The 24099-nt window shown below is 64.3% G+C and carries 24 protein-coding genes and 1 tRNA gene; 17 read left to right on the forward strand and 8 right to left on the reverse strand.

All coding sequences use genetic code 11. From position 1 onward, the window contains the following. Nucleotides 1-74 precede the first annotated feature (74 nt). Nucleotides 75-1208, forward strand: coding sequence for a DUF930 domain-containing protein (locus tag FJ936_RS20135; protein WP_140790732.1), 1134 nt, complete (start codon nt 75-77; stop codon nt 1206-1208). Between the two features lie 10 nt (nt 1209-1218). Here FJ936_RS20135 and FJ936_RS20140 read toward each other — a convergent pair whose 3' ends face one another. After that, nucleotides 1219-1893 carry an HAD family phosphatase gene (locus tag FJ936_RS20140; RefSeq protein WP_140616779.1) on the reverse strand — a complete coding sequence of 225 codons (675 nt, stop codon included), beginning with the start codon at nt 1891-1893 and terminating at the stop codon, nt 1219-1221. A gap of 108 nt (nt 1894-2001) precedes the next feature. Beyond that, complete coding sequence (locus FJ936_RS20145) at nt 2002-2643, reverse strand: hypothetical protein (protein WP_140616780.1); 642 nt, start codon at nt 2641-2643, stop codon at nt 2002-2004. Between the two features lie 192 nt (nt 2644-2835). Between FJ936_RS20145 and FJ936_RS20150 the strand changes: the two genes are divergently transcribed. From FJ936_RS20150 to ptsP, 5 genes are read left to right on the forward strand one after another with little or no spacing between them, the layout of a single operon-like run. Continuing rightward, nucleotides 2836-3273 (forward strand): transcriptional regulator GutM, encoded by a 438-nt coding sequence (locus tag FJ936_RS20150; RefSeq protein ID WP_015315467.1) that lies wholly within the window; start codon nt 2836-2838, stop codon nt 3271-3273. A 53-nt stretch (nt 3274-3326) separates the two neighbouring features. Beyond that, nucleotides 3327-4094, forward strand: coding sequence for a PTS glucitol/sorbitol transporter subunit IIC (locus tag FJ936_RS20155; RefSeq protein WP_140616781.1), 768 nt, complete (start codon nt 3327-3329; stop codon nt 4092-4094). Nucleotides 4095-4110: 16 nt separating this feature from the next. Then, on the forward strand, nt 4111-5109 hold the full coding sequence (locus FJ936_RS20160; RefSeq protein WP_015315469.1) for a PTS glucitol/sorbitol transporter subunit IIB: 999 nt from the start codon (nt 4111-4113) through the stop codon (nt 5107-5109). A gap of 26 nt (nt 5110-5135) precedes the next feature. Continuing rightward, entirely contained in the window at nt 5136-5516 is a 381-nt protein-coding gene (locus FJ936_RS20165; RefSeq protein WP_140662903.1) for a PTS glucitol/sorbitol transporter subunit IIA, read from the forward strand. Nucleotides 5517-5572: 56 nt separating this feature from the next. Next, nucleotides 5573-7558 (forward strand): phosphoenolpyruvate--protein phosphotransferase, encoded by a 1986-nt coding sequence (gene ptsP / locus FJ936_RS20170; RefSeq protein ID WP_140790730.1) that lies wholly within the window; start codon nt 5573-5575, stop codon nt 7556-7558. A gap of 22 nt (nt 7559-7580) precedes the next feature. Here ptsP and FJ936_RS20175 read toward each other — a convergent pair whose 3' ends face one another. Continuing rightward, nucleotides 7581-8381 carry a hypothetical protein gene (locus tag FJ936_RS20175; protein ID WP_015315472.1) on the reverse strand — a complete coding sequence of 267 codons (801 nt, stop codon included), beginning with the start codon at nt 8379-8381 and terminating at the stop codon, nt 7581-7583. A gap of 172 nt (nt 8382-8553) precedes the next feature. Between FJ936_RS20175 and FJ936_RS20180 the strand changes: the two genes are divergently transcribed. Beyond that, on the forward strand, nt 8554-9573 hold the full coding sequence (locus tag FJ936_RS20180; protein ID WP_051041246.1) for a sugar-binding transcriptional regulator: 1020 nt from the start codon (nt 8554-8556) through the stop codon (nt 9571-9573). Here FJ936_RS20180 and FJ936_RS20185 read toward each other — a convergent pair. The 3 genes from FJ936_RS20185 to FJ936_RS20195 are packed head-to-tail and all read right to left on the reverse strand — an operon-like array spanning nt 9560 to nt 12738. After that, nucleotides 9560-10411: a TIGR01459 family HAD-type hydrolase gene (locus FJ936_RS20185; RefSeq protein ID WP_015315474.1), complete on the reverse strand. Its 852-nt coding sequence runs from the start codon at nt 10409-10411 to the stop codon at nt 9560-9562. The genes FJ936_RS20180 and FJ936_RS20185 overlap by 14 nt on opposite strands. Beyond that, nucleotides 10408-11682, reverse strand: a complete 1275-nt coding sequence (locus tag FJ936_RS20190; RefSeq protein WP_140790728.1) for an FGGY-family carbohydrate kinase — start codon at nt 11680-11682, stop codon at nt 10408-10410. Before FJ936_RS20190 ends, FJ936_RS20185 begins: the two co-directional genes overlap by 4 nt. Before the next feature lie 15 nt (nt 11683-11697). Beyond that, nucleotides 11698-12738: a class II aldolase/adducin family protein gene (locus FJ936_RS20195; RefSeq protein ID WP_140790726.1), complete on the reverse strand. Its 1041-nt coding sequence runs from the start codon at nt 12736-12738 to the stop codon at nt 11698-11700. A 179-nt stretch (nt 12739-12917) separates the two neighbouring features. On the opposite strand from FJ936_RS20195, the gene FJ936_RS20200 reads away from it, so the two are divergent. The 9 genes from FJ936_RS20200 to FJ936_RS20240 all read left to right on the forward strand — a co-directional run bounded on the left by FJ936_RS20200 (nt 12918) and on the right by FJ936_RS20240 (nt 21999). Then, on the forward strand, nt 12918-13700 hold the full coding sequence (locus FJ936_RS20200; RefSeq protein WP_015315477.1) for a DeoR/GlpR family DNA-binding transcription regulator: 783 nt from the start codon (nt 12918-12920) through the stop codon (nt 13698-13700). After that, nucleotides 13697-15076 (forward strand): carbohydrate kinase, encoded by a 1380-nt coding sequence (locus tag FJ936_RS20205; RefSeq protein WP_140790725.1) that lies wholly within the window; start codon nt 13697-13699, stop codon nt 15074-15076. Before FJ936_RS20200 ends, FJ936_RS20205 begins: the two co-directional genes overlap by 4 nt. After that, the gene (locus FJ936_RS20210; RefSeq protein WP_140790723.1) at nt 15073-16617 is read left to right on the forward strand and encodes a sugar ABC transporter ATP-binding protein; all 1545 of its coding nucleotides are present in this window, start codon (nt 15073-15075) and stop codon (nt 16615-16617) included. Before FJ936_RS20205 ends, FJ936_RS20210 begins: the two co-directional genes overlap by 4 nt. Next, entirely contained in the window at nt 16614-17612 is a 999-nt protein-coding gene (locus FJ936_RS20215) for a ribose ABC transporter permease (RefSeq protein WP_140720180.1), read from the forward strand. The genes FJ936_RS20210 and FJ936_RS20215 overlap by 4 nt, the downstream gene beginning before the upstream one ends. Nucleotides 17613-17692: 80 nt before the next feature. Then, nucleotides 17693-18631, forward strand: coding sequence for an ABC transporter substrate-binding protein (locus FJ936_RS20220; protein WP_015315481.1), 939 nt, complete (start codon nt 17693-17695; stop codon nt 18629-18631). Nucleotides 18632-18742: 111 nt separating this feature from the next. Next, complete coding sequence (locus tag FJ936_RS20225) at nt 18743-19636, forward strand: sugar phosphate isomerase/epimerase (RefSeq protein ID WP_140712809.1); 894 nt, start codon at nt 18743-18745, stop codon at nt 19634-19636. A gap of 126 nt (nt 19637-19762) precedes the next feature. Then, on the forward strand, nt 19763-20116 hold the full coding sequence (locus FJ936_RS20230; RefSeq protein WP_015315483.1) for a cupin domain-containing protein: 354 nt from the start codon (nt 19763-19765) through the stop codon (nt 20114-20116). Nucleotides 20117-20384: 268 nt separating this feature from the next. Then, a complete protein-coding gene (locus FJ936_RS20235) occupies nt 20385-20855 on the forward strand; it encodes a DUF2231 domain-containing protein (protein WP_140790721.1) in 471 nt (156 codons plus the stop codon). Nucleotides 20856-21114: 259 nt separating this feature from the next. Then, entirely contained in the window at nt 21115-21999 is an 885-nt protein-coding gene (locus FJ936_RS20240) for an MBL fold metallo-hydrolase (RefSeq protein ID WP_140790719.1), read from the forward strand. Between the two features lie 60 nt (nt 22000-22059). Here the strand turns inward: FJ936_RS20240 and FJ936_RS20245 are convergent, their stop codons facing one another. Further along, nucleotides 22060-22929: an NmrA/HSCARG family protein gene (locus FJ936_RS20245; RefSeq protein ID WP_140713278.1), complete on the reverse strand. Its 870-nt coding sequence runs from the start codon at nt 22927-22929 to the stop codon at nt 22060-22062. Nucleotides 22930-23032: 103 nt separating this feature from the next. Between FJ936_RS20245 and FJ936_RS20250 the strand changes: the two genes are divergently transcribed. Next, nucleotides 23033-23923, forward strand: a complete 891-nt coding sequence (locus tag FJ936_RS20250) for a LysR family transcriptional regulator (protein WP_140616791.1) — start codon at nt 23033-23035, stop codon at nt 23921-23923. Nucleotides 23924-23987: 64 nt separating this feature from the next. Here the strand turns inward: FJ936_RS20250 and FJ936_RS20255 are convergent. Next, nucleotides 23988-24064 (reverse strand) — tRNA-Arg (locus FJ936_RS20255). Nucleotides 24065-24099 lie beyond the last annotated feature (35 nt).

Consider the following 24099-nt stretch of genomic DNA (forward strand, 5'->3'; position numbering starts at 1 on the left):
CTGTCAGCGGCTAAATGGCGTCAATCCGGTGCTTATGCTTGAAGCCGCCGCTATTTCATTCCACATCGGAAGAGATGAAGGATGAGACACGCGAATGGCGCCGGAATCTGCTGTGGGCCTTGGCCGCATCGCTGGTCCTGCATGCGCTTGTCGCATCGTTCTTCATCTATGGCCTGTCAAAAGCCTCACAAGAGCCCCAGCAGGAGCAACCGATAAGCGTCGCGCTCGTGCCTCCGCCCGACAAGCCAAAACCGCAGCCGCTCAAAGCCGAGAAACCGCCGGAACCGAAAGCTGAGAAGCCCCCAGAGCAGAAGGTTGAAAAGCCACCCGAACAGCCGCGCAAACAACCTGATGACACCGCTTTGAAGCGCGTTTTTCAGTATGGCGACAAAGATACCGGACCGAAGAAATCCCTGGATGGGGGGGCGGCCAAGGACAATGCGCCGTCGCCTGCAAAGGATGACGCCTCGAAGCCTCCGGTCGTGCCCAAGTCCGCCGAGAACAAGCCTGCAGCGACGGCAAACGCGGAGCAGCGGCCGGATGCGAGCAAAGCCGATGAGAATCCGCCAACCGAGCCGACTGCAGCCAAGCCCACGCCGAGCGAGGAAAAGCAGGTCACGGAGGACGCTGATCAACAGCAGGCTGCGCCAAAAGCCGCCGATCAGCAAGCAGCCGTAGAGCCAAAGCCGTCGCCAGCCGAGAGCGACGCCAAGACCGGGGCCGCGGCCGAAAAGCCCAAGGCCAAAGTCGTCAAGACGATGAAGTTCAAGTCCGAAAAGGCCCTGAAGTCCCGGGCCGGAAAAGCCACCGCCTCAAATTCCACGAACGACGCAGGTGCTGGATCACCGATGTATTCCGGTCTTCCGGGGGTTCGGAAGCTCTACTCGCAGGGCGCTACCGGCGACGCGTTGGCCACGAGTTCCATGAGCGGCGTACCTCGCAGTCAGCGCGTTGCGACCCTTTGCGCCAACGTGCTGGACCAGGAGTTGCAAGGTGCCGACTATTCTCCCAAATGGCTGCCGACAATTCCGCTGAAAGCCGGCAATGTTCTCGACCGCCCCGAAGCGGCCTTCAGCACGACAACCACATGGTACCAACTGAGCTTCCGATGCGAGGTGGATACCGATGCGACCAGGGTCCTGTCGTTCGGCTTCCGTGTCGGCTCCGAGATTCCACGCAGCGAATGGCCGCCAAACCATCCTCTTTAGTCTCTGCCACTTAGGCTGGCACACCAAGTCCAGCCAATTGCCGGCTAACTTCATGCCAGTCGGCGCAGACGAGATCGGCACCGGCCGCCGTCAGCCGTGCGGCATGCTCGGCATAAGTATGACCGCCGCCGGTATAGCCGATCGCCGTCATGCCGGCGGCGACCGCGCCCTGGATGCCGAAAGGCGAATCCTCGATGACGATGCAGTCGGCTGGTTTGGCGCCCATCCTGGCAGCCGCGAAAAGGAAGATGTCCGGCGCTGGCTTGCCGTTCTTGACCATCGAGGAACTGTAGATCGCATCGCCGAAGAAGCGTGCCAATCCGGTCACCGCCAGGCTGTGGTTTATACGCTCGATGGAGGACGAGGAGGCAACGCAGCGGTCGCCGGCAAGCGTTTCCAGAAACGAGCCTATTCCAGGCGTTGGCTTCAACTCTTCGGTGAAAAGCACCTTGGTCTCGGCCCAGATATCGCCGTCGGCCGACGCGGGAAACTGATGGCCGGTCAACTCCTTGATCCTGACGATGATGTCGGCCTGTTTCATGCCGACGCACTGGGCGATGATGCCGCCGTGAACGCCCGGCATGCCATGCTTATCGTAGACACGTTCATAGGCCTTGGCGGCCAGTGGCTCGCTGTCGACGAGAACGCCGTCGCAATCGAAAATGATCAGTCTTGAGGGCGCCACGCGTTTCTCCCGGCCTCTGTCAGAATTCGCACATCGCTATCGACAAAAAGTCAAATGTTCAATAGCGGGCGCGCTCGGCCTCGTGGATAGGGGGTAATAGAGGCCAATTCAAAGCTGGCGCAAGACGTCGCTGGCGCGGGAGGACCCCAGCGCCCGCTGCATGGCCTGCCGCGACTGTGCGCGATCGGGCGTGATCCAGTTCGGTTCCGCCCCCAGGAAGCGGTCGAGGAAAGCCACGGCATAGGCCGGCATTTCGGTGACGTTCTCGCGATAGGACCACCAGGTGCGCAGGTCGTCGGCGCATTTGTCGATACTGGGCGCCGAGCCAAACTCCTGCTCGTAGATCGCCGAAATCACCGAGACACAGTAGTTGGTGTAGAGAAAGCCTTCCGGCCAGAAACGGATGATGTCCAGCGTGCCGGCATTCTGATCCGTTTCGATGAGCTGGGTGAGGCCGGAGATTTCCCTTGCCGGCGCCTGTTTTATCAGTTCGCGCAGCACGAGGCCGGCGGCAAAGACGATGAAATCGGCGCGGTCGATCGCGGCAAAGCGCTTCTGCGCTTCCATGACCTCGACCCAGTCGAGAAAAGCCCGGGTCAGCTTCGCCTCGTCGATTTCGAAGCGTACGCCGAATGTGTCCGAGACCACCTTGGCGCTGCCGCGGAAGGTGGCGCGGAACCAGCGCAACTGCCGCAGCCGGTGGCGCAGGTCGGGCATGAGGGCCAGTTCATCCCTGAAGGGCAGTTCCATTTCCTGTATCCCGTTTCCCCACAGGTTAGCACAGTCGTGCCCCCGCCGTAATCGCGCGGCGGCCCTGTGGATGACCGTGGTTGAGGTCAATATCATACATATTGACATTCGCGGAAACAAATGTTCTCACTTTGCTGTTGTCGTGCGCCGGTCCAAGGTGCGCCTCGACTGAGGCTTCGGGAGGAGAACCGAATGGCGATTTGGCAGTGGGGACTGCTTCTGCTGGTTATTGTGTGGGCGTTGCAGTCGCTCGGCGTCTGGCTGCAGATGCGGCACTATTCGGATGTCTTCCGGGGCGTCACCGACCAGTACAAGGACGGCTTCGTCGGAGCCGGCAATTTTCGCGGCCGATTTGCCAAGGGAACGATCGCGCTGGTCGTGGTTACGCCCGACTTGATCGTGCGCCGAATGATGGTGATGAGCGGCCGTTCCGTGTTCACCAAATTCAAGCGACATGAAGAATTCGAGGGCGTTCCCCTCGATCGACTCCGGTCCAACCCTGCGATCATGGGGGAGGGGGAACCCGGTGTGGCCGAGGCCGTGAAGCGAGCGATCGAACAGATCGACAAAGCACGGTCGGAGCCGGGGAAGAAGCCGGGTTTGGCCGGCTTGAATGTAGCAAGGGCATAGAGGAGGCCGTGCGCCGACTGGGATCAACCGGCGGGCCGGCATAAGGAGGAGAAATGTCTGTATTTTCGTTGTTGGCGCAGCATGCCGACATGGCCGTGCACAATTTGCATGTCGCGGGTGCCATGGTCTCGGATGCTGCATTGCATGGCAAGCTCGCCGTCGAGCATGCTTCCGATCATCTCGTGGTCCTGGCGCAGGCGCAGACCGACAGCGGGCCGGTCACCGCCGATCAGCTGAAGGAGCAGCTGAAAAACGTGCAGCAGGAAGAGCAGCTTGGCTGGCTGACTGCCATCGGCAAGTACTTCATCGGCATTTTCCAGAAGGGCGGCGAGGTTTTCGCCGGCTTTGTCACCGGCATCATCCCGACGCTTGTGGTGCTGATGACCGCCTTTTACGCCGTCACCGAACTGGTCGGCGAAGAGCGGGTCCACGGTCTGGCGCGTGGCGCTGGCCGCATCGCGCTGACCCGCTACACCGTGCTGCCGCTGCTGGCGGTTTTCTTCCTCACCAACCCGATGGCTTACACCTTCGGCTCGTTCCTGGAAGAAAAGCACAAGCCGGCCTTCTATGACGCGGCCGTGTCCTACGTGCATCCGCCGCTCGGCCTCTTTCCGCACATCAACCCTGGCGAATATTTCGTCTGGGGAGGCATGCTCGTGGCCTTGCTCGATCTCGAGAAGCGCGGCGTCATCGCCGCCGGCTACCATGTCAAGGTTGCCATCTGGTACGCCATCGTCGGCCTCGTCGTCATCCTGCTCAAGGGCATGCTGACCGAGCGCATCACCGCCATCATGGCACGCCGCCAGGGCGTCGAGCTGTAAGGGCGGGGAGGACATCATGGCCAAGACATACAAAGCCGTACGGATCACCCGGGGCAAAACAGGGTGGGGCGGTCCGCTTGTGATCGAGCCGACCGAACAGCGCAGCAAGGTTGTTTCCGTCACCGGTGGTGGCATTCATCCGGTGGCGCAGCTCATCGCCGATATGACCGGCGCTGAAGCCGTCGACGGCTTCAAGGCGCCGCCGATCGAAAGCGAAATGGCGGTTGTCGTCGTCGACTGCGGCGGCACCGCACGATGCGGCGTCTATCCGCGCAAGCGTATCCCGACCGTCAACCTGACGCCGGTCGGACAGTCCGGGCCGCTCGCCCAGTTCATCACCGAGGATATCTATGTTTCGGGCGTCAAGCCGGCCGACGTCACAATGGCGGACGGGTCCGAGGCGGTCACGACTGCAGGGGGAGCAGCATCGATGGGTTCGACCAACAACACAGCGACGCCGACGGCGCTGCCCAGCGAGGGTGGCCTGATCGGTTTCATCAGCACGATCGGCCGCGTCATGGGTCGTGTCGTCGGCATCTTCTTCAATGCCGGCCGCCGCACCATCGACCAGGTCATCCGCAACGTGCTGCCGTTCATGGCCTTCGTGACCATGCTCATCGGTCTGATCCTGTATACCGGCGTCGGTGACGTGCTGGCGCAGCCGATGGGTCCGCTGGCCAACAATATCGTCGGCCTGCTGATCATCTCGGCTATTTGCGGCCTGCCGTTCCTGTCGCCCATCCTGGGGCCAGGCGCTGTTATCGCGCAGGTTATCGGCGTCGCCATCATCGGCCCGCAGATTGCCAACGGCACGATCTCTCCGGCGATGGCGCTGCCGGCTCTGTTTGCCTACAACACCCAGGTGGGCTGCGACTTCGTTCCCGTCGGCCTCGCACTGGGTGAAGCCAAGCCGAAAACCATCGAAATCGGCGTGCCGGCGGTGCTCATCAGCCGCCAGATCATGGGTCCGGTCTCGGTGCTGATCGCCTGGGTCGTCTCCCTGATCGTGTTCTAAACAGCAGAAATAACGAGGTTCGCCATATGTCGGTTCTTCTCAAGACACGGGTCACGGCAATAGGACCCGAAGTGGCGGACCTCGCCGAGGGCGGCGTGGTCATCCTGTTCGCGGATGGCTCGCCACCGGAGCTTGCCGAGGTCTCGGTGCTCCACAAGGCCGAGATCGGACCTAGCGACGGCGCGCCTGAAAAGGGCGCGTCGATCACCCTTGGCCCGGTTTCGGCTGTCATAACCGCCGTCGGCTCCAGCGCCTGGAGCAAGGTGCTCGAGATGGGCCACGTCGTCATCTCGTTCAACGGCGCCAGCGAGGCCGAAAGGCCGGGCGAGATCTGCGCATCGCAGGTCGATACGCAAGCCCTCGTGGCTGCGCTGAAGACAGGCGCGATCATCACCATCGCCGCCTGAAAGCATTCGCGCCCAGCCAGTCTGGCTTTGGCGCCCAAAAAAGCAGAGTATTTGCCATGGAACGCTCGACCATCGTCAGAGTGCATGAAGGTTTGCACGCCCGTCCCGCCACGCGCTTCGTCAAGCTCGCCAAGGCTTTCGAATCCGACGTCGAACTGGTCAAGGACGGCAAGGCGGTCAGTGCCAAGAGCTCGGTCAAGCTGATGCTGCTGGCGGTCAAGGAAAACCAGGAAGTCACCGTGCGGGCGAACGGCGCCGACGCCATCGAGGCGATCGAGGCGCTGATCGGCTATCTCGAGAACCCCAAGGCGGGTCTCGACGACGAAGACACCCACGCTCCAGCCAATGACCAGGGCAAGGAAGCGGCACTCGCGCCAGCGCCACGGTCCGCGCCGGCTGCATCAGGCGAAGCAAGCAGTGGTTTGCGCGGTGTCGCCGCAAGCGAGGGCGTCGCCATCGGGCCGGCTTTTGCACATTTCCCGCCTGACATCGCCGGGCAGGGCCGCATGCTGCGGGCCGATGAGATCGCCGGCGAGATCGACAGGTTTCGCACCGCCGTCGCCGCCGTCCAGGCACGCATGGACCGGGCCTTGGCGCAGGATAGTCTGTCGGCCGGTGACCGGGGCATCGTCGCGGCGCTGAGGGATATCGCCGCCGACGACAGCCTGACCGGCGAGGCCGAGAAGGCAATCAGGGGCGGCAATGACGCGGTCTCGGCCACGATCACCGCCGCCTCCACCATCGCCGCCGATTTCAGCGCCGTCGACGATCATTATCTCAATGCGCGGGCGGACGATGTCCATGCGGTCGGACGGCAGATCAGCCTGGTGCTGCTTGGCCAGGACGACGTCAGTCTCGAAAACATCCCGCAAGGTGCGATCCTGATCGCCGACGATATCGGCGCCTGGGATCTGGCGCGGGCGCCGCTGAAACGCATCGGCGGCGTGGTGTGCGGCCATGGCGGCGCCACCTCGCACATCGCCATCATCGCCCGCTCGCATGGCATTCCGGCGGTGCTCGGCCTTGGCGACCGGATCCACCTCTTGCGCACGGCGCAAGAGGTGGCGCTCGACGGCAACAGCGGCCAGGTGTTCATCGACCCCGACGCGGCGACGCGCGCCGATTTCGCCGGTCGTGTCGAAGCGGCGGCGAAGGAGCGTGCCGGCCTGGCGGCTTTCAAGACGGTGACGCCGAAGCTGGCGGACGGCAGGGTCATCGAGGTCGCGGCCAATATCGGCTCGCTGGAAGAGATCGAGGCAGCGCAAGAGGCCGGCGCCATGGGTGTCGGCCTGTTCCGCACCGAGCTCCTGTTCATGCGCCATATGCACCTTCCGTCGGAGGACATGCAGGCCGAGACCTATGCGGCGCTGGCCAAGGCCTTCGCACCCTATCCGGTCATCGTGCGCACGCTCGACATCGGCGGCGACAAGCCGATTGCCGGCATCGAGTTCCCCGACGAGGAGAACCCCTTCCTCGGTTGGCGCGGCATCCGCATGTGCCTCGACCGGCCCGATATCTTCAAGCGCCAGCTCAGGGCGCTGCTGAGGGCCGCCGTGCACGGCAACATCAAGGTGATGCTGCCGATGGTCTCCGATCTTGGCGAGGTGCGGCAGACGCGCGTTCTTGTCGCCGAATGCGCCGCCGAACTCAAGGCCGAAGGCGTGCCGCATGCAACGTTCGATCTCGGCGTGATGATCGAAACCCCGGCCGCCGTGCTGATCGCCCCGGCACTGGCCAAGGAAGTAGCTTTCTTCTCGATCGGCACCAACGACCTGACCCAGTACATCATGGCGGCCGATCGGCTCAACCCGACCGTTGCGAAGCTCAACGACGTCACCAATCCGGCGGTCATGTCGGCGATCGGGCTGACGGCCAAGGCCGGCGTCGCCGCCGGCATCATGGTCGGCATGTGCGGCGAAGCGGCGGGCCGGCCGGATCTCATTCCGGCCTTCCTGGAGATGGGCCTGACCGAGCTGTCGATGAGCCCGGCCTCGATCCAGCGCGCCAAGAAGACGATCACGGCGATGGCAGCCGGGGAGTAGTTCCCGCAATCGCCGCTGGAGCTTACGGCAGATGCGCAAGCAAGGTGGCGAACACAGGTGCCAATTCATCGACCGGGCTCGCCTTGGCGCAGGCTTGGGCAATGCGCTCATGGCGTATGTCGGCCGCCAGAATCGCGATTTCCAGCATGTCGGGCTCCGGCGCGCCGTCACGACCGGTGGTCGCCAGGCCGCAGGCCAGGACGACCGGCGCCAGGCAGCTTACGTCGAGCGCCTGGCCGCCGGCAGCGCTCGTTTCCGGCGCGGCTTCGCCAAAGCGGACCGGACGCTGGTTGAGCAACTCGACCAGCAGTGCCGCGCAGATGGCCGCGATGGCCTGCAGTCCGGCACCCGGCGCGGCCAGCGCAGCCAACAATTCGCCATGGCGCTTGCGCATGGCCGCGTGGACGGCGGCGAAACCGGCTTCATGGATACGGGCGTGGTCGATCTTCAGCCCGGCAAGCACTGCCTTGGTCAGATAGTACATGTCGCGCCGGAACAGGCGCTCGGCGCTCAATTGCTGGTCTTCGTCACCGGCCGGGAAATAGGTGGCGAGGCCTTTTACGGTCGTTCCGTCCACTCTTATCGGGCGCTCGTGCGGGACGAAGGATTCGGCGATCGACAGCGCTTCGTCGACGGCACTCGCGGCATGGCTGAGCAGGCCTTCGATGCCTTTGCCCGGAAATGGCGGCAGATGGCTGGTTGCTTCGCGCAGCAGGCTGGCCTCGCTGGCGCCGTCATGGCGGCTCTGGCGGATGATGTCGCGGACTTCCCGCAGCCGGTCCTTGAGGTTGACGCGGACATCTTCGGAGATTTGTCGGAGCATCGCGGTTAGCCTCGAATGTGCCGTGCGGCGCCACCTGCGACGGGCACCACCGACTCTACATTGTTCCTATCGATTGGTAGATCAATAGGCGATACTAGACCAGCATGCAGAATCGGCGACGGCGCACTCGTCCGCCGCGGGGGAGGGATGATTGGCCAGGGGACGACAAATCGTGGAAAGACGGCCCGAGGAAAGGCGGACCGACGAAAGGCGGGCAGGAGCGGAAGCGACCGAGCAGATCGTCAGCGAGAGCCGCACGGACCGCCTCAGGATCCGCGCCGCCTGGATGTATTTCGTCGAGCAGATGACGCAGAACGAGATCGCCGATGTGCTCGGCGTCGGCCGCGTCACCATCGTGCGCATGCTGGCGGAGGCGCGGTCGCGCAACGAGGTCAAGATCACCATCGAGAGCGAGCTTCTAGAGATCGTGCGGCTGGAGCGCGCGCTGGAAAAGACCTTCGGCCTCCAGCAGGCGCTGGTGGCGCCGCTGACGGCGGCCAGTGCCGATCCGATCCCGGCAATAGCCGCCAAGACCGGCATGTTCCTGTCCGACGCTATGAAATCCGGCATGCAGGTCGGTGTCGGCTGGGGCAATACGCTGTTCCACACCTTGCCGTTCATCAGCGCCAAATCGCTGACCGATTTCAAGGTGATTTCGCTGCTTGGCGGCGTCGGCGTCGCGCGCCGGGTCAACCCGGCCGAGTTCGCCTGGCGCTTCGCCCAGATCTTCCAGGGCGACGGCTATCTGATGCCGACGCCAGCCGTCGTCGACAGCGTCGAGACCAAGATCGCGCTGATCGAACGCTGCGGCCTGCAGGAGGTTTTTGAAATGGCCGACGCGCTCGACGCCGTTCTGCTGAGTGTCGGCGGGATCGCTTCGGCCACCACCTTCTCGCGCGGCGGCTTCCTCAGGGAAGCGGACCGGGAGGCGCTGCTGGCGCGCGGCGCCGTCGGGGACCTCCTGTTCCACTTCTACGACCGCAATGGCGATCTGGTCGATCATCCCGTCAACAACCATGTGATGTCGGTGGATGTCGACCGGCTACGCAAGGCGCCAATCCGCATTCTGACCTCCGGCGGCGCGGAGAAGACCGACGCCCTGCTCGGCGCAATGAACCTGATTGCGCCCACAATCCTGATCACCGACGAGGAGAGTGCAAGGCGGATTCTGGCGGCGGTCAGCGAAAGCTGAAGGACCCCATCGTATAGTCCGGCCAGGCCTTATGCTCATCGAAGACAGCGGCGAGGTCAGGCGTGTCGGCCAATATCCCACCCATCACCAGTGCCGTCGCGATGCCGACGCCATTGCCGCCTGCAATATCGTGTTCGACGCTGTCGCCGACGCAGACCACGCTGCCGCGCTTTGGTTCGCCGGCGAGCGCGAGCGCCGCTTCGAAGATCGCCGGGCCGGGCTTGCCGATGCGGGTGACGCTGCCGCCCAGGCTCTCGTAAAGATCGGCGATCTCGCCGGCGCCGAAGCGGGGCCCGACCGCCGTCAGCATGATCTTGTCGGGATTGGTGCAGAAGCATGGCACTTTTCGCGCCGCCGCCGGGGCCAGCAAGCGGCGATAATGCTCGAGGTCGTAGCGGTCGCCCTCGCTGGCCGCGATCAGTACCAGGTTGGCGGTATCGCCGGTTCCGGTCAATACAAAAGGCAGGCCCTCGATCGCTGTGCGGTCATTATCGCGGCTGATCAACAGGCAGTTCGTGCCGGGCCGCAACGCTCCGGTCGCCGCCATTTCGTGGAAGGATCGCCACGCCACCTCGCCGGAGGAAACGAAATGATCCCAGCTTCCGGGCTCGAAGCCGAGCCTCAGCAAACGGTCTTCGTTGGGCTTGGCGCGCCTGCCGGAGTTGGAGACCAGCACCACGGTCTTTCCGGCGCGCTTCAGTGCCGCCAAGGCCACCACCGCGCCGGGATAGGGGGCCGAGCCGTCATGCAGCACGCCGAACTGGTCGACCAGGAAGACCTGGTAGCGCTCCTCCAGCGGTCCGATGCCGTCGAGGCGTTCAGCCAGTTTCCCGCTCATAGCAGCCCCACCTCGTTCGCACCCTTCAACGCCAGCCGCGCCGCTCCGGCAGCGGCCTCGTCCGACAAAGCCGGCAAGAACGCAACGCCGAGCTTACGCTGCCGGATCGCGCTCCACGCCGGATTTGCCGCGCCGCCGCCGACGCTGCGGACCGAAGTCAGCGCCGGCGCGCCGAGCTCGCCAAGCCGGCGATAGCCGAGCGCTTCGATCGCGGCCATGCCTTCGAACATCGCCTTGAGATAGTCGGCATCATCCGCCGGGCGCGGGACGAGGCGCGGGGGGAGCGCCGGATCGGCGATGGGGAACCGTTCGCCAGTCGTCCCAAGCGGATAGTAGTCGAGGCCGGTCTCGGTCGCGGGGTCGATCATGGTGCTGAGCTCGATGATCCGCGCGAGCGGAAAATGCCGCGCCAGCACCTTGCCACCGGAATTCGATGCGCCGCCGGCCAGCCAGGTGTCGCCAAGACGATGGCTGTAGATGCCGAAGCGCGGCGCCGAGATCGGCCGGTCGGACAGGATCTTGATGGTCAGCGAGGAACCCAATGCGGTGACGCCGTCGCCGGCTGCCGCAGCGCCCGTCGCCAGGAATGAGGCGCAGCCGTCCGTGGTGCCGGCAACCACAACCACATCGCGCGGCAGGCCGAAAAGCGCGGCGGCGGCCGTGGTAAGCGTGCCGCTGACCTCGCCCGGCTCGACGACATCAGGCAGTAAATTCATGCGCATGCCGGTGGCCGCGATCCAATCCGGCCAGCGGCGAGCCTCGACGTCATAGCCGGTCTTGAGCGCATTGTTCTCGTCGCTGACGTCGAAGCGTCCGGACAGGTTGCCGGCGATCCAGTCGGCCTGGTGCAGCACGGCCGCCATGCCGGGCAGACGCTGGAATCGGAGCGCCTTGGCGAGGCCTGAAGTCGGCCCGTGGGCGGCGCTCGTTTCCGGCGCCTCGCGGGCGACGATGGCCAGGATGTCTCCGTCATCGACCTTGTCGTTGTACATCAGCGGCTCGGCCAGGGGCCGCCCATCAGTGTCGACCGGCAGCAGCGTGCCCGATGTGCCGTCGACGGCGATGGCGCGGACCGTGGCACGGTCTATGCTTGAAAGCAGCCCGGCCAGCGCCGCCTGGACCGCTTGCCACCATGTCCGGGGATCGCGGGGGTTCGGGCCGAACCTGTCGAGAGGCACGGCGGATTGGGCGGCAATGAAAAAATCCCGGCGCATGGCGACCGCGCGGGCGCCGGAGGTGCCGATGTCGATGCCGACGACAAGTGGCGTCATGTCGTCCGTTCCTTGTCAGGCCGTGCCGGCGGCGTTGAGCTTCTGGCGATACTGCTCGGCGTCCCAGTTGACCAGTTCGTCATTCTCGGCGGCCGTGAGATAGTTCAGCCGCGCCTTGCCATCGACGCGCGCGGTCACGTCGGCCAGGCAACGCTGCATGGCGTCGGCACCGGCGCTGGCGTCGCCGCGCATCAGCACGCCGGCGCCGGGAAACAGGATCGCCGGTGGCGCCGCGCCGAGCCGCGCGACGACGCCGGCCACGTCCTCGCCCGGCCTCGCCAAGACCGAGCCCTGGCCAAGGAAGATGACATGGTCCGGATAGAGGCTGCCGGCCTCGGCCATGTGCAGGCTTTCCGCATCGATCGCGACAGCATGCGCTTCGATATCCGCCGGTAACCGGTAGTCGCCGGCTAGCGTCGTCAGGGCGGCGATGTCGGGTGCGGCGGTCGCGCGCGCCGGCCGCGCCAGCAGCGACCGGACGCGGTGCAGCAAGGCCTGTGCGTCGGGGACGGTTTCCGCGGCGACCACCAGTCCGTGATTGCCAAGGATCAGTACGTCGACGCCGGGTCGTAATCTCTCGGCAATGCCACGGGCGAGCGGCAGGCCCGGCCGGAAATAGGGCACCCAGGCCCATTCGATGCCGCCCAGCCGCTTGGCGACCTCGGCCTCGCCATCGGCTTGCACGGCCAGCGAAATCGTGTCGACGCAGTGGACGTGCAGAACCACGCGTTGCGGCATCAAGGCATGCACCGTGGTCTCGATCGACGGACGCAGGCCACGCGGATTGAGGTCTTCGATGGCGAAAGCCTGTGGCTTGTCGGCGACCGGGTCGCGCCGGTCGACGGCCTCCAGCAGCGGCGCCATCGCCACCGGCACCATGATGTCGTCGCTGAGCGCGTCCTTCAGCCAGGTGCCCGAAGCCTTGATCCACAGCGTGTCGCCGGCCTTCAGCGAGGTGTTTCCGCCCGCCGCCTGCGTCATATGCGGGTTCAGCCCGATGCTGGCCGAAAGCGCCCGCAAGGCGGCCAGTTCCTGTGCATCAGCTTGGGTTGCCATGGCCCTTTTCTCCAACGCTTGCACAAAATCCCGTCGTCGGGACCGGTGTTGGCGTTGGTATCGCAGATGTGAGTGATCTGCGTCAATAGTGATCTACTATCGTCAAAAGCAGCTTGCAATCCAACTAATGTTGAGTAAGTTGCACCAATTGCCATAGAAATGGCGTCAGGGAGGAAAGGTTGAGCGACCTCGGCCGCCAGCGTCAGATCGTCGAATTGCTGCGGGATCGCCCGTTTGCCTCCGTGCGCGAGTTGCAGGAGCGGCTCGGCGTTTCGGCGGCGACGGTCAGGCGCGATATCGACCGGATCGACGAGGCCGGTGAGGCCCGCAAGGTCTATGGCGGCATTTCGGCGCTCGATGGCGCCTCGCATGCGGGCGTCGCCTATGCCCGGCCCTATGACGAGAACCGCGACCTTGCCGTCGAAGCCAAACGGCAGATCGCGGCGGTCGCCGCGACCATGGTGCGCGATGGCGACGCGGTCATCGTCCATGGCGGCTCGACCTGCTTCCATCTCGGCGTCAAGCTCGCCGACCGCAACATCCGGCTCTACACCAATTCGATGCCGCTCGCGGCCTATCTCAGCGACCATGGCCATTGCAGCCTGACGGTTGCCGGCGGCGACCTGCACCGTGAACCCGGCATCATCCATTCGCCGACCCAGGCGACGTCCTTCTATGCCTCGAAATTCTTTCTCGGCACACAGGGGCTCAACCAGGAAGGGCTGCTGGAATCGCATCCGCTGCTGGTGCGGTCCATCGTCGAGCTCAGCCTGTGCGCCGACCAGATCGTGGTGCTGGCCGACAGCCGCAAGCTGTCGATCCACGCGCGCAACGTCGCGCTGCCGCTGTCGCGCATCGGCACGCTGGTGACCGATGACGGGCTCTCCGATGCCGATGCGCGCATGCTGGAGGATGCCGGCGTCATGGTGCGGATCGCTTCAACCTCGGGAGCCCTCGCGTGAACGTGGCGGTGCTCGACTTCGGCAAGACCAATTCGAAGCTGTTCGTCTTCGGCCAGGACGGACGCATTCTCGACGAGCGCCGGACGCAACCGAAATGGGCGCGCCAAGGCGGCTTCAGCGTGCTCGACGAGGCCGCCCTCCATAACTGGGCGTTCGGTGCCGTCGCCGACGCGGTCGAAAACCATGGTGTCGAAGGGGTGATGGTGTCGGGCCATGGCTGTACCTTCGCTCTTGTCGACGACAAGGCGCTGACCCATCCGATCCTCGACTACGAACAGGAGCCACCGGCCGAAATTGCCGCGCGGATCGACCGCCGCATCCCGGATTTCGGCGAGACGTTCTCTCCCCGCCTGCCGCTCGGCTTCAACTATGGCCGTCACATGCTATGGCTGCAGGAAGTCGATCCCGACGCGTTCGCGGCGGCGAAATGGATCCTCGGCTATCCCCAATACTGGAGCTGGCGCCTTGGCGGCCGGCCGGTCTGCGAGGTCTCCTATCTCGGCTGCCATTCGCATTTGTGGGCCCCGCGCAAACGTGATTTCTCCTCGCTGGTCGACGCCGAGGGCTGGCGTGGCCAGATGCCGGCTTTCGAACGTGCCGGCGCCGTCATCGGCGAGCAGCGCTTCGGTGGTGCCGGGCGCCCGGTCGCCATCCACAACGGCGTTCACGACTCCAATGCGGCGCTGCATGCCTATCGTCGCCAGGAGCTCGGCCCGCTGACTGTCGTGTCGACCGGCACCTGGGTCGTCGTGCTCAACCCCGACTGTCCGCTCGAAGCGCTCGACCGTGAGCGCGACATGCTGGTCAATGTCGATGTCGACGGTGATCCAGTGCCGACCATCCGCTTCATGGGCGGGCGCGAATTCGCCGTCATAAGCTGCGACTGGCAAGGCGCGATCCCGCATCGCTCGATCCAACAGGCGATCGATGCCGGCCTCATGGCGCTGCCGAGCTTCGCGGCGGGCGGGCCGATGCCGGATCGCCCGGGCCGGTTGGCCGGGCGCATGCCCGATGCTGGTGAACGCGCTGCCGTGGCGCTGCTCTATGTGGCGCTAATGATCGATCTCTGCCTCGACCTCATCCATTCCGACAATACCGTCATCGTCGATGGCGGGCTGAACACTGGCGGCTTGCTCGCCGGGTTGCTGGCGCAGCTGCGTCCCGGCCAGGGTTTCCTGCAAGGTGCTTCGCTCGAAGGCAGCGCCACGGGTGCCGCCGCGCTCGCCTTCGAGAGCGTGGGGCGCGACTTCGCCGCCGAGCTGCCGGAGCCGGTGCGGGCGACACGATTCGGCGGGCTTGCCGGCTATCGCGACGCTTGGCGCGATCTCATTGCCCGGCATGGTGCCGCCGCCAAGGCGGCGGGTGGTGCACGATGAGCGCGGCGGTGCGGACGCTAGCGGCGCGCCAGCCGGTGCTGGAGATGCGCCACATCTCGAAGACCTTCGGCGCGATCCGTGCCCTGCAGGACGTCTCGCTCAGCGTCCACGCCGGCGAGCTGCATGCGCTGATGGGCGAGAACGGCGCCGGCAAGTCGACGCTGATGAAGGTGCTGTCCGGCGCCTATCGGCCGGATCCCGGCGGCGAGATCCTGATCGATGGTGCGCCCGCCGCGACGGGCGATCCGATCAAGGCGCGTGCTGCCGGCATCGCGGTGATCTATCAGGAACTGTCGTTGGCGCCCAATCTGACCGTGGCGCAGAACATCTTCCTCGGCAACGAGCCGCGCCGTTTCGGCATCGTCGACCGCGACCAGTGCAACCGGCGCGCCGCAGAGATCGTCGATCGGCTCGGTGTCTCCTTCTCGGCGCGGGCACTGGTCTCAGGCCTGTCGCTCGGCGAGCGCCAGCTGGTCGAGATCGCACGGGCGCTGTCGACCAATGCGCGCATCATCGTCATGGACGAGCCGACCACATCGCTCACCTCGCGCGAGACCGACCGCCTGTTCGAGGTGATCGCGACGCTGAAGGCGCAAGGCATCGCCATCATCTACATCAGCCACCGCATGGAGGAAGTCTACCAACTTGCCGACCGCGTCAGCGTGCTGCGCGACAGCGGCTATGTCGGTACGCTCGAGCGCGCCGACCTCAACGCCTCGCGCCTGGTGTCGATGATGGTCGGCCGCGATCTCTCCGCCTTCTACAAGAAGGATCATCGCCCTCCAGACGGAAAACGCGCCATCGCGCTCTCGGTGCGCGGCATGTCCGACGCGCACCTGCTGAAGAACTGTTCGTTCGATCTCCATCACGGCGAGGTGCTGGCATTGGCGGGCCTCGTCGGCTCGGGCCGCACGGAGCTTGCCCGGCTGATCTTCGGCGCCGACAAACGCAGCGCTGGCACGATGGAGCTCGACGGCAAGCCCATAACCATCGGCTCGCCGCGCGAGGCGCTCGATGCCGGCATCGCCTACCTCACCGAGGACCGCAAGGAACTCGGCCTGTTCCTCGATATGTCCATTTCGGACAACATCAGCATGGGCGTACTTGTCAGGGACGCGCGGGCCGGCGGCCTTCGCGATTTCACGGCCGCCGACAGGCGTGCGGCAAAGGCCATTGCCGACCTGTCGATCCGCACCAACTCGGCGCAGGCCAATGCCGGCTCGCTGTCGGGCGGCAACCAGCAGAAAGTGCTGCTCGCGCGCCTTCTGGAGACCGAGCCGAAGGTCGTCATCCTCGACGAGCCGACCCGCGGCGTCGATGTCGGGGCCAAATCGGAAATCTATCGGCTGATCGACAATCTCGCCAACCGGGGCATCGCCATCCTGATGATATCAAGCGAATTGCCCGAGGTGATCGGCGTCGCCGACCGCGTGCTGGTGATGCGCGACGGCGCCATATCAGGCGAGGTGACGGCATCCGGAGGCGAGCCGCTTCGTCAGGAAGCGATCATGGAACTTGCGACGGGAGCGTCTCAGCGATGACAGACAGGACGACCGCGACGAAGAGTGTGGATCAGGCGGCGGTCAGGAGCCGGCGGCTGCGCACCACATTTGCCGCCCTTGGCATGCTGCCCGTGCTGGTGCTGCTGGCGGCCGGCTTCCAGTTCATCAACCCGCGCTTCCTCACCGGCACCAACCTGCTCATCGTCACGCAGCAATCGTCGATCAACATCGTGCTTGCCGCCGGCATGACATTCGTCATCCTGACCGGCGGCATCGACCTGTCGGTCGGCTCTATCCTCGCGGCGGCCGCGATGGTGGCGGTGCTGGTGTCGCTGGTGCCGGACTGGGGCCTGCTCGGCGTGCCGGCGGCCATTCTGGCGGGGCTCGGCTTCGGGCTCATCAACGGGCTGCTCATCGCCTATATCAGGCTGCCGCCGTTCATCGTCACGCTGGGTTCGCTGACAGCCGTGCGCGGCATTGCCCGCCTGCTCGGGCAGGACACGACGGTGTTCAACTCCGACCTGCCGTTCGACTTCATCGGCAACGGCTCGGTACTCGGCATTCCCTGGCTCGTCGTCATCGCCCTGTCGGTGGTGGTGCTGTCCTGGCTGGTGCTGAAGCGCACGGTGCTCGGCACCTGGATTTATGCCGTCGGCGGCAATGCCGAGGCAGCTCGACTGACCGGCATCAAGGTGCCGCTGGTGCTGCTCTTCGTCTATGGCGTTTCCGGCCTGCTGGCCGGCCTTGGCGGCGCCATGTCGGCGGCAAGGCTCTACGCCGCCAACGGCCTGCAGCTCGGGCAAAGCTACGAACTCGACGCCATCGCCGCCGTCATTCTCGGCGGCACCAGTTTCGTCGGCGGCGTCGGCTCGATCTGGGGCACGCTGATCGGCGGCCTGATCATCGCGGTGCTCTCCAACGGCCTCATCTTGGCCGGTGTCTCTGACATCTGGCAGTACATCATCAAGGGATTGGTCATCATCGTGGCGGTCGCCCTCGACCGCTACCGGCTCCAGGCAGGGGCAAGAACGTGAGTGACCTAGTCGCCGGCATCAACGACCGGCTTGTGTAACGCACCGTGAGAGGCGCGGGGCATCAGGAGGAAGTAAGCGTAATGAAGACCATCGCCAAACTGCTCTGCGGCGCCGCCCTTGCGGCCGTCGCCATCGCGCCGGCATCGGCCAAGGACCTCAACAAGGTCGGCATCTCGGTCGGCCTGCTCGGCAACCCCTTCTTCGTCGCCACCATCAAGGGCATCGAGGACGCGGCCAGGAAGATCAATCCGAAGGTCGAGGTGACGTCGGTATCGGCCGACTACGACCTCAACAAGCAGGTCTCGCAGGTCGATTCCTTCATCGCCGCCGGCGTTGACGTGATCATGCTGAACGCGGTCGACGCCAAGGCGATCGCTCCGGCGGTGAAGAAGGCGCAGGCAGCCGGCATCATCGTCGCGGCCTTCGACGTTTCGGCGCCCGGTGCCGACGTCACGGTGATGACCAACAACGTCAAGGCCGGCGAGGAAGCCTGCCAATACCTGGTCGATCACACCGGCGGCAAGGGCGACTACGTCATCCTCAACGGGCCGGCGTCGTCGTCGATCCTGGAACGGGTGAAAGGCTGCAAGAACGTGCTTGCCCAGCATCCCGACATCAAGATCCTGTCCGACGACCAGAACGCCGAAGGCTCCCGCGATGGCGGCTTGAAAGTGTTCCAGTCGCTGCTCACCCGTTTCGACAAGATCGACGCGGTGTTCGCCATCAACGATCCGACGGCGATCGGCGCGGAGCTCGCCGCCAAGCAGCTCAACCGTTCGGAGTTCATCTTCACCGCGGTCGACGGCGCGCCGGATATCGAGAAGGAACTTTCTTCCGGCAAATCGATGATCAAGGCCTCGGCCTCGCAGGATCCCTATGTGATGGCCGGCCAGTCGCTCACCATGGCGGCCGACCTGCTCGCCGGCAAGAAGCCGGCCGAGGCCACCGTACTGCTCGACCCGAAGCTGATCACGGCCGAGAACCTGAAGGACTACAAGGGCTGGACCGCGGCCCGCTAAGCCTCCCAAGGCCGGTGCGGCCGGCGCGATCTGGCCGCACCATTCTCCTCGCCGCTTAACTCTTTGTTTTACGCAATTCCGGACGGAGAATTGCTTTAACCGGAGACGATCATGTCGCGCATCGGAATCCATTCCTTCGTCTGGTCGGCAAGCTCGGCGCAGGGCGAACTCGAACGCACGCTGGCCAATACCAGGGAGGCCGGTTTCGACCTGATCGAATTCTCCTATCTCGACCCCGCCAATGTCGATATTGACGGGCTTGCCAAACGCATCGCCGATCTTGGTCTCGGCGTCGCGATCAGCATCGGATTGCCTGGTGACGGCGATATTTCGAGCGCCGACAAGGCGATCGCCGCGCGCGGCGTCGAGATCCTCAGCGACACCGTCGCGCTGACGCGCGACCTTGGCGGCAGCAAGGTCGCCGGCATTCTTTCGACCAGCCATGGCCTGCAGATCGAGGCACCGACACGCGATCAATGGAACCGCAGCGCGGCAACGCTGGCAAAGGTCGCCGAGACGGCGAAGGCAGCCGGCGTCACGCTCAACCTCGAAATCGTCAACCGCTTCGAAAGCAACCTGCTCAACACCGCCGCGCAAGGGTTGGCCTTCATCGAGGACACGGGGTCGGACAACATCTTCCTGCATCTCGACACGTTCCACATGAACATCGAGGAAGCCGATGTCGGGCTCGCCATCCGCCACGCCGCGGCCAAGATCGGCTATGTCCATATCGGCGAAAGCCATCGCGGCTTCCTCGGCACCGGCAACATCGATTTCGCGGGGATTTTCGATGCGCTGACCGCAATCGGCTATGCCGACGATCTCAGCTTCGAATCCTTCTCCTCGGAGATTGTCGACGAGAACCTGTCGAAGAAGACGGCGATCTGGCGCAATCTGTGGACCGACAACATGGCGCTCGCCAAGCACGCGCGCGCCTTCATCGGCCTCGGGCTGGAGACTGCGCAACGCAAGGCAGAGCTGGTCTCGGCACGGCACAAGCCATAACCACTCCAGGTCCGCGCCGGTCAGCCCGAATGCGCGGCCGCGCCTGTTTCGCATGGCACGGCATTGCTCCCGTCATGTGCATCGGCTATCCGACCCGCAGGACACATGAAGCAAACGGAGCCCGGCATGACGAACAAGACCATCCTGAAATTTGGCGCGGTCGAGCACGCGGAAGCCGGCGATCTGCCTGGCTGGATCGCGGTCGAGGGCCAACCGACCATGCAGACCGCCGTCCAGCACACGACTTCGGATGGCAAGGTGATATCGGGAACCTGGCGGGCGTCGCCCGGCACCTATCATGCGACCTATACCGATTATGAGTTCGTGCACATGATCGCCGGCCGCATCATCATCACGCCTGACGGCGGCACGCCGGTCGAGGTCGGCCCCGGCGACGCCTTCGTGGTGGAAGCCGATTTCAAGGGCACCTGGAAGATCATCGAGCCGGTGACCAAGCATTTTGTCGTGCGGGTCGGCTGAGCCGGCCCGATCACAGCCGAAGCAAGCCCGCCATGATTCGCCATGGCGGGTAAGCACGGATTGCTTTGCGCCTATTGCGGCAAGCTATCCGCCCCACCACTCTACTCAACCAGCTCCGCCACCTGACCGGTTTGTTCCCGCGCGCCTCTCCGCTTCGGAGCTCTGCCGCTTCGGGTCGTGGAACATTCAGCTGCAGCCGGCGTTTTATTTCACACTGTCTTTCAGAGATGCACCGCAGTCGCGCGCGACTGCCTTTGGAGGCATTACCATGCCCCGCAACCCGCAAAGCACGGCAAGCATTGGCGGCCACCCGATCCATCCCATGCTGATCCCCTTCCCGATCGCTTTCTTCGTCGCCACCTTCGTTTGCGACCTGATCTTCTGGCGAACAGGCAATCCGGGATGGGTGACCGCCAGTCTCTGGCTGCTTGGGGCGGGCCTGATAATGGCCGCCTTGGCAGCTCTTGCCGGGCTGACCGATGTCCTTGGCGATGTTCAAATCCGCAATTTACGTGACGCGTGGCTCCACGCCGGCGGCAATGTGCTCGTCGTCCTGATCGAACTCTACAACTGGTACTCTCGCTATGCCCATGGCGAGACGGCGGTGGTACCCACCGGCCTGGTCCTCTCGCTGATCGTGGTTCTCATTCTTCTGTTCACGGGCTGGAAGGGCTGGGAAATGGTCTACCGTCATCGCGTGGGCGTCGCCGATGGTCCCGGCGAAGTAAGCCGACACTGAGGCGCGGCCTATTCTTCGGTGCTCGGGATGCTTTTGAGGACGAACAGGGCCCTCTGGGCTATGCGCCATGCCCAGCTTGCCGAGCCGTCCCAGGAAGCGGCTATCGGCAACGGGTCGCCATTGCCGGACCGCGCCCGAGAGCTATATCCCTAGCGCATTTGCGATCGGCCCGACCCCGGAATTCGGCCCGACCCCGGAATTGTCCGCCGCACCAGCTGTCTTCCGACCGATCGCGCCTCCGCGGCCAGAGGATACCCGCATGACAAGGTTCAATTCCACCAGGCTGTTGGCCACAACGACCTTGATGCTGCTTCATCAGGGGCTGGCAATGGCGCAGATGCCGGCGCAGCAGCCGGATGCCAAGTCATTCAAACTTGGCACACTCGACATCGTCGCCCTGCACGACGCCCAGTTCGTCAAGCCCAACGACGGCAAGACCTTCGGCCTCGATCACAGCCCCGCGGAAGTCGGCGAGCTGCTCAAGGCGGCGGGAGCGCCGACCGATACCATCACGCTGAGCGTTGACGCCCTACTGGTCAAATCGAAGACCAGTGTCGTGTTGATCGACACGGGTGTCGGCGGCGCGCTGCAGGACAGCCTAGCCAAGGCCGGCATCAAACCCGCTGACGTCAGCGAGATATTGATCACCCATTCTCATCCCGACCACATTGGAGGGCTGGTCAAGGACGACAAACTGGCTTTTCCCAACGCCACGATAAGGATGTCTGACGTGGAGTGGGATTTTGCCAAGTCCAACAAGGATGCGGCCGATATCGTCAAGGTCATCGCCGACCATGTGAAACCGTTCAAGGCCGGCGCCCAGGTCGCGCCTGGCATCACCTCGGTAGCGCTCAAGGGACACACACCCGGTCATGTCGGCTATCAGATAAAGTCCGGAAAAGAACGGCTGTTCGATATTGGCGACACGGTGCACAGCTCAATCATCTCGCTCGCCAAGCCGGACTGGGCCGTGGCCTTCGACGGCGACAAGCCGGAAGGTGAGCAGAACAGGGCCAAGACCTTGGCCACGCTGGCCAAGGACCACGAGATGATCTTCGCACCGCACTTTCCGTTCCCCGGTATTGGGCAGATCGAGAAAGACGGCGACCACTTCAAATGGACGCCGAGCGACAAGCCCAAGTAGGGATTGATTCCAGCCATAGAACTACCAGCTGCTTGAGGCTGAGCGCGAATGCGGTTGGCCTCAGACCGATGCTGCAAGCTCAGTCGCGAAGTTGCGATAGGAGTGCAGCGGGCGGCCCAGGATCCCTGTCAAACGCTCGACGTCGCCGGCCCCAGGAAGCATGCCGTCGGCGACATAGCGCTCGGCCATCAGGCGCATTTCATAGGCCATCCACTTGGGCATGATGTTCGCCAGATTCTGCTCGAACCCGGTAGGATCATCGCCGCCATAGGCAATCGGGCGGCCCAGGACATCCGACCAGATCGCCGCTACATCCGAGCCAGTCAGCGTATCGGGGCCGACCAGATTGATGATTTCGATCGGCAGCTTGCCCGGGGCCTGGTCACGACGGACCAGCTCGACGGCTGCGACCTCGGCAATGTCGCGGGCGTCGACCATGGCGATGCCCTTGGCTCCGATCGGCATCGGATAGATCCCATGGTTGAAGATGACATCCTTGATCATGAGTTCATTGTCGATGAAGTAGGCCGGGCGCAGGATAGTGGCGCTGAAGCCCATCTGTTCGATCATCCGCTCCGCGCCGGACTTCACGGCGAAATGCGGCACGTTGACGAAACGATCGCTGTGGATCACCGACAGGTAGACAACCCGCTCGACGCCCGACTCGCGGGCAATGTTCAGGGTGATGAGCGCCTGGGTGAATTCGTCCCCCGACACCGCGTTGAGCAGGAACAGTGTGTTGACGCCGGCAAACGCTTTGCGCAGCGAGTCGATATCGAGCAGTTCGCCTTGCACGACCTCTACAACGGCCGGAAAGTCAGCCTTCGAGATGTCGCGAACGAGGACGCGCACATCGGCGCCGCGCTTGACGAGCTGCTGGACGACTTGGCGGCCGACACGGCCAGTGGCGCCGGTAACGAGGATAGTCATGATTGTTTCTCCGAGTTGGGTTGCTTGACGACCCCAATATGAGTGGTTCACACATGGGCCAATAGCTGTGATATTTGAACGCAGCGTATCACTGGTGGAACACATGGATCTGGTTGCTCTCGCTGATTTCGTCATCGTGGCGCGCCACGGCGGCTTCGGGCGTGCCGCCCGCGCTGCCGCTCGCCCTAAGGCGACGCTGTCGCGTCGGGTCGCGGAGCTTGAGGCCAGCCTTGGTCTGCGCCTGTTCGAACGCGGCGCACGCATGCTCAAGCTGACGGAGGAAGGACGCGCGCTGTACGAACGTGCGGGCCGGCTGCTTACCGAACTCGACGAGACAGCCGCAGCGATCTCCTCGGGAGGTGAAAGGCCGCGAGGCAGGTTGCGGATCAGCGCGCCACTGGTTTTTTCGCAGACCGCGATGGGAAAGATCGCCGCCGGGTTCGCGCTGAAGTATCCGGAAGTGAGGCTCGATGTGTCGACGGAAGACCGCTCCGTCGACATGATCGAGGAGGGATTTGATCTGGTGATCAGGGTCAATCCCGATCCGGATGACAGCCTCGTCGGACGAGTCTTCCTGCGCGATCGGCTGGTGGTCGTGGCAAGCCCTGACCTCGCGCGGCCGCCCGGGCACCACCCCGCTCCCGCGGTCGTGCGCACGGCCGGCGATCGACCGATCTGGGCCGTGAAGACGCCCACTGGCCGGGCAACTATCGCGATCCAGCCAGTCCTGACCCTGTCATCGCTGATCATGGTCCGGGGTGCGGTGCGAGCGGGGGTCGGTGCGGGCCGCCTCCCCGTGTCGCTTGTCAGCCACGACATAGCCGACGGCTCGCTGATACATTGGGGTGATGTCGAGGGAGGCGACATCACCTTGTGGGCGCTCTACCCGTCCAGGCGGCTGCTAAGCGCTCGGGTGTCCGCGTTCCTCGACTACCTCAAGCAGGCATTCCCGATGGGGACGCCCGATGAATTGGCCGCCTATGTCGGCAAGTGACGTGTAGAAAGCGGGTCGCCAACCGGGCAGCTTACTGCACGTAGCCATCGTAAAATTGAAAGCATGGTGATCCCGACAGGAATCGAACCTGTGACCTACAGATTAGGAATCTGCCGCTCTATCCTACTGAGCTACGGGACCACGCGGCCCGACACATAGCCGCTTCGGATCGTTTC

Source organism: Mesorhizobium sp. B2-4-13 (genome assembly GCF_006658535.1).
Taxonomy (GTDB): Bacteria; Pseudomonadota; Alphaproteobacteria; order Rhizobiales; family Rhizobiaceae; genus Mesorhizobium; species Mesorhizobium australicum.

Coding starts and splice junctions, on each gene's coding strand:
- FJ936_RS20135 (WP_140790732.1), top strand. CDS start 75: ATGAAGGATGAGACACGCGAATGGCGCCGGAATCTGCTGTGGGCCTTG.
- FJ936_RS20145 (WP_140616780.1), bottom strand. CDS start 2,643: ATGGAACTGCCCTTCAGGGATGAACTGGCCCTCATGCCCGACCTGCGC.
- FJ936_RS20150 (WP_015315467.1), top strand. CDS start 2,836: ATGGCGATTTGGCAGTGGGGACTGCTTCTGCTGGTTATTGTGTGGGCG.
- FJ936_RS20155 (WP_140616781.1), top strand. CDS start 3,327: ATGTCTGTATTTTCGTTGTTGGCGCAGCATGCCGACATGGCCGTGCAC.
- FJ936_RS20160 (WP_015315469.1), top strand. CDS start 4,111: ATGGCCAAGACATACAAAGCCGTACGGATCACCCGGGGCAAAACAGGG.
- FJ936_RS20165 (WP_140662903.1), top strand. CDS start 5,136: ATGTCGGTTCTTCTCAAGACACGGGTCACGGCAATAGGACCCGAAGTG.
- ptsP (WP_140790730.1), top strand. CDS start 5,573: ATGGAACGCTCGACCATCGTCAGAGTGCATGAAGGTTTGCACGCCCGT.
- FJ936_RS20175 (WP_015315472.1), bottom strand. CDS start 8,381: ATGCTCCGACAAATCTCCGAAGATGTCCGCGTCAACCTCAAGGACCGG.
- FJ936_RS20185 (WP_015315474.1), bottom strand. CDS start 10,411: ATGAGCGGGAAACTGGCTGAACGCCTCGACGGCATCGGACCGCTGGAG.
- FJ936_RS20190 (WP_140790728.1), bottom strand. CDS start 11,682: ATGACGCCACTTGTCGTCGGCATCGACATCGGCACCTCCGGCGCCCGC.
- FJ936_RS20195 (WP_140790726.1), bottom strand. CDS start 12,738: ATGGCAACCCAAGCTGATGCACAGGAACTGGCCGCCTTGCGGGCGCTT.
- FJ936_RS20210 (WP_140790723.1), top strand. CDS start 15,073: ATGAGCGCGGCGGTGCGGACGCTAGCGGCGCGCCAGCCGGTGCTGGAG.
- FJ936_RS20215 (WP_140720180.1), top strand. CDS start 16,614: ATGACAGACAGGACGACCGCGACGAAGAGTGTGGATCAGGCGGCGGTC.
- FJ936_RS20220 (WP_015315481.1), top strand. CDS start 17,693: ATGAAGACCATCGCCAAACTGCTCTGCGGCGCCGCCCTTGCGGCCGTC.
- FJ936_RS20225 (WP_140712809.1), top strand. CDS start 18,743: ATGTCGCGCATCGGAATCCATTCCTTCGTCTGGTCGGCAAGCTCGGCG.
- FJ936_RS20230 (WP_015315483.1), top strand. CDS start 19,763: ATGACGAACAAGACCATCCTGAAATTTGGCGCGGTCGAGCACGCGGAA.
- FJ936_RS20235 (WP_140790721.1), top strand. CDS start 20,385: ATGCCCCGCAACCCGCAAAGCACGGCAAGCATTGGCGGCCACCCGATC.
- FJ936_RS20240 (WP_140790719.1), top strand. CDS start 21,115: ATGACAAGGTTCAATTCCACCAGGCTGTTGGCCACAACGACCTTGATG.
- FJ936_RS20245 (WP_140713278.1), bottom strand. CDS start 22,929: ATGACTATCCTCGTTACCGGCGCCACTGGCCGTGTCGGCCGCCAAGTC.
- FJ936_RS20250 (WP_140616791.1), top strand. CDS start 23,033: ATGGATCTGGTTGCTCTCGCTGATTTCGTCATCGTGGCGCGCCACGGC.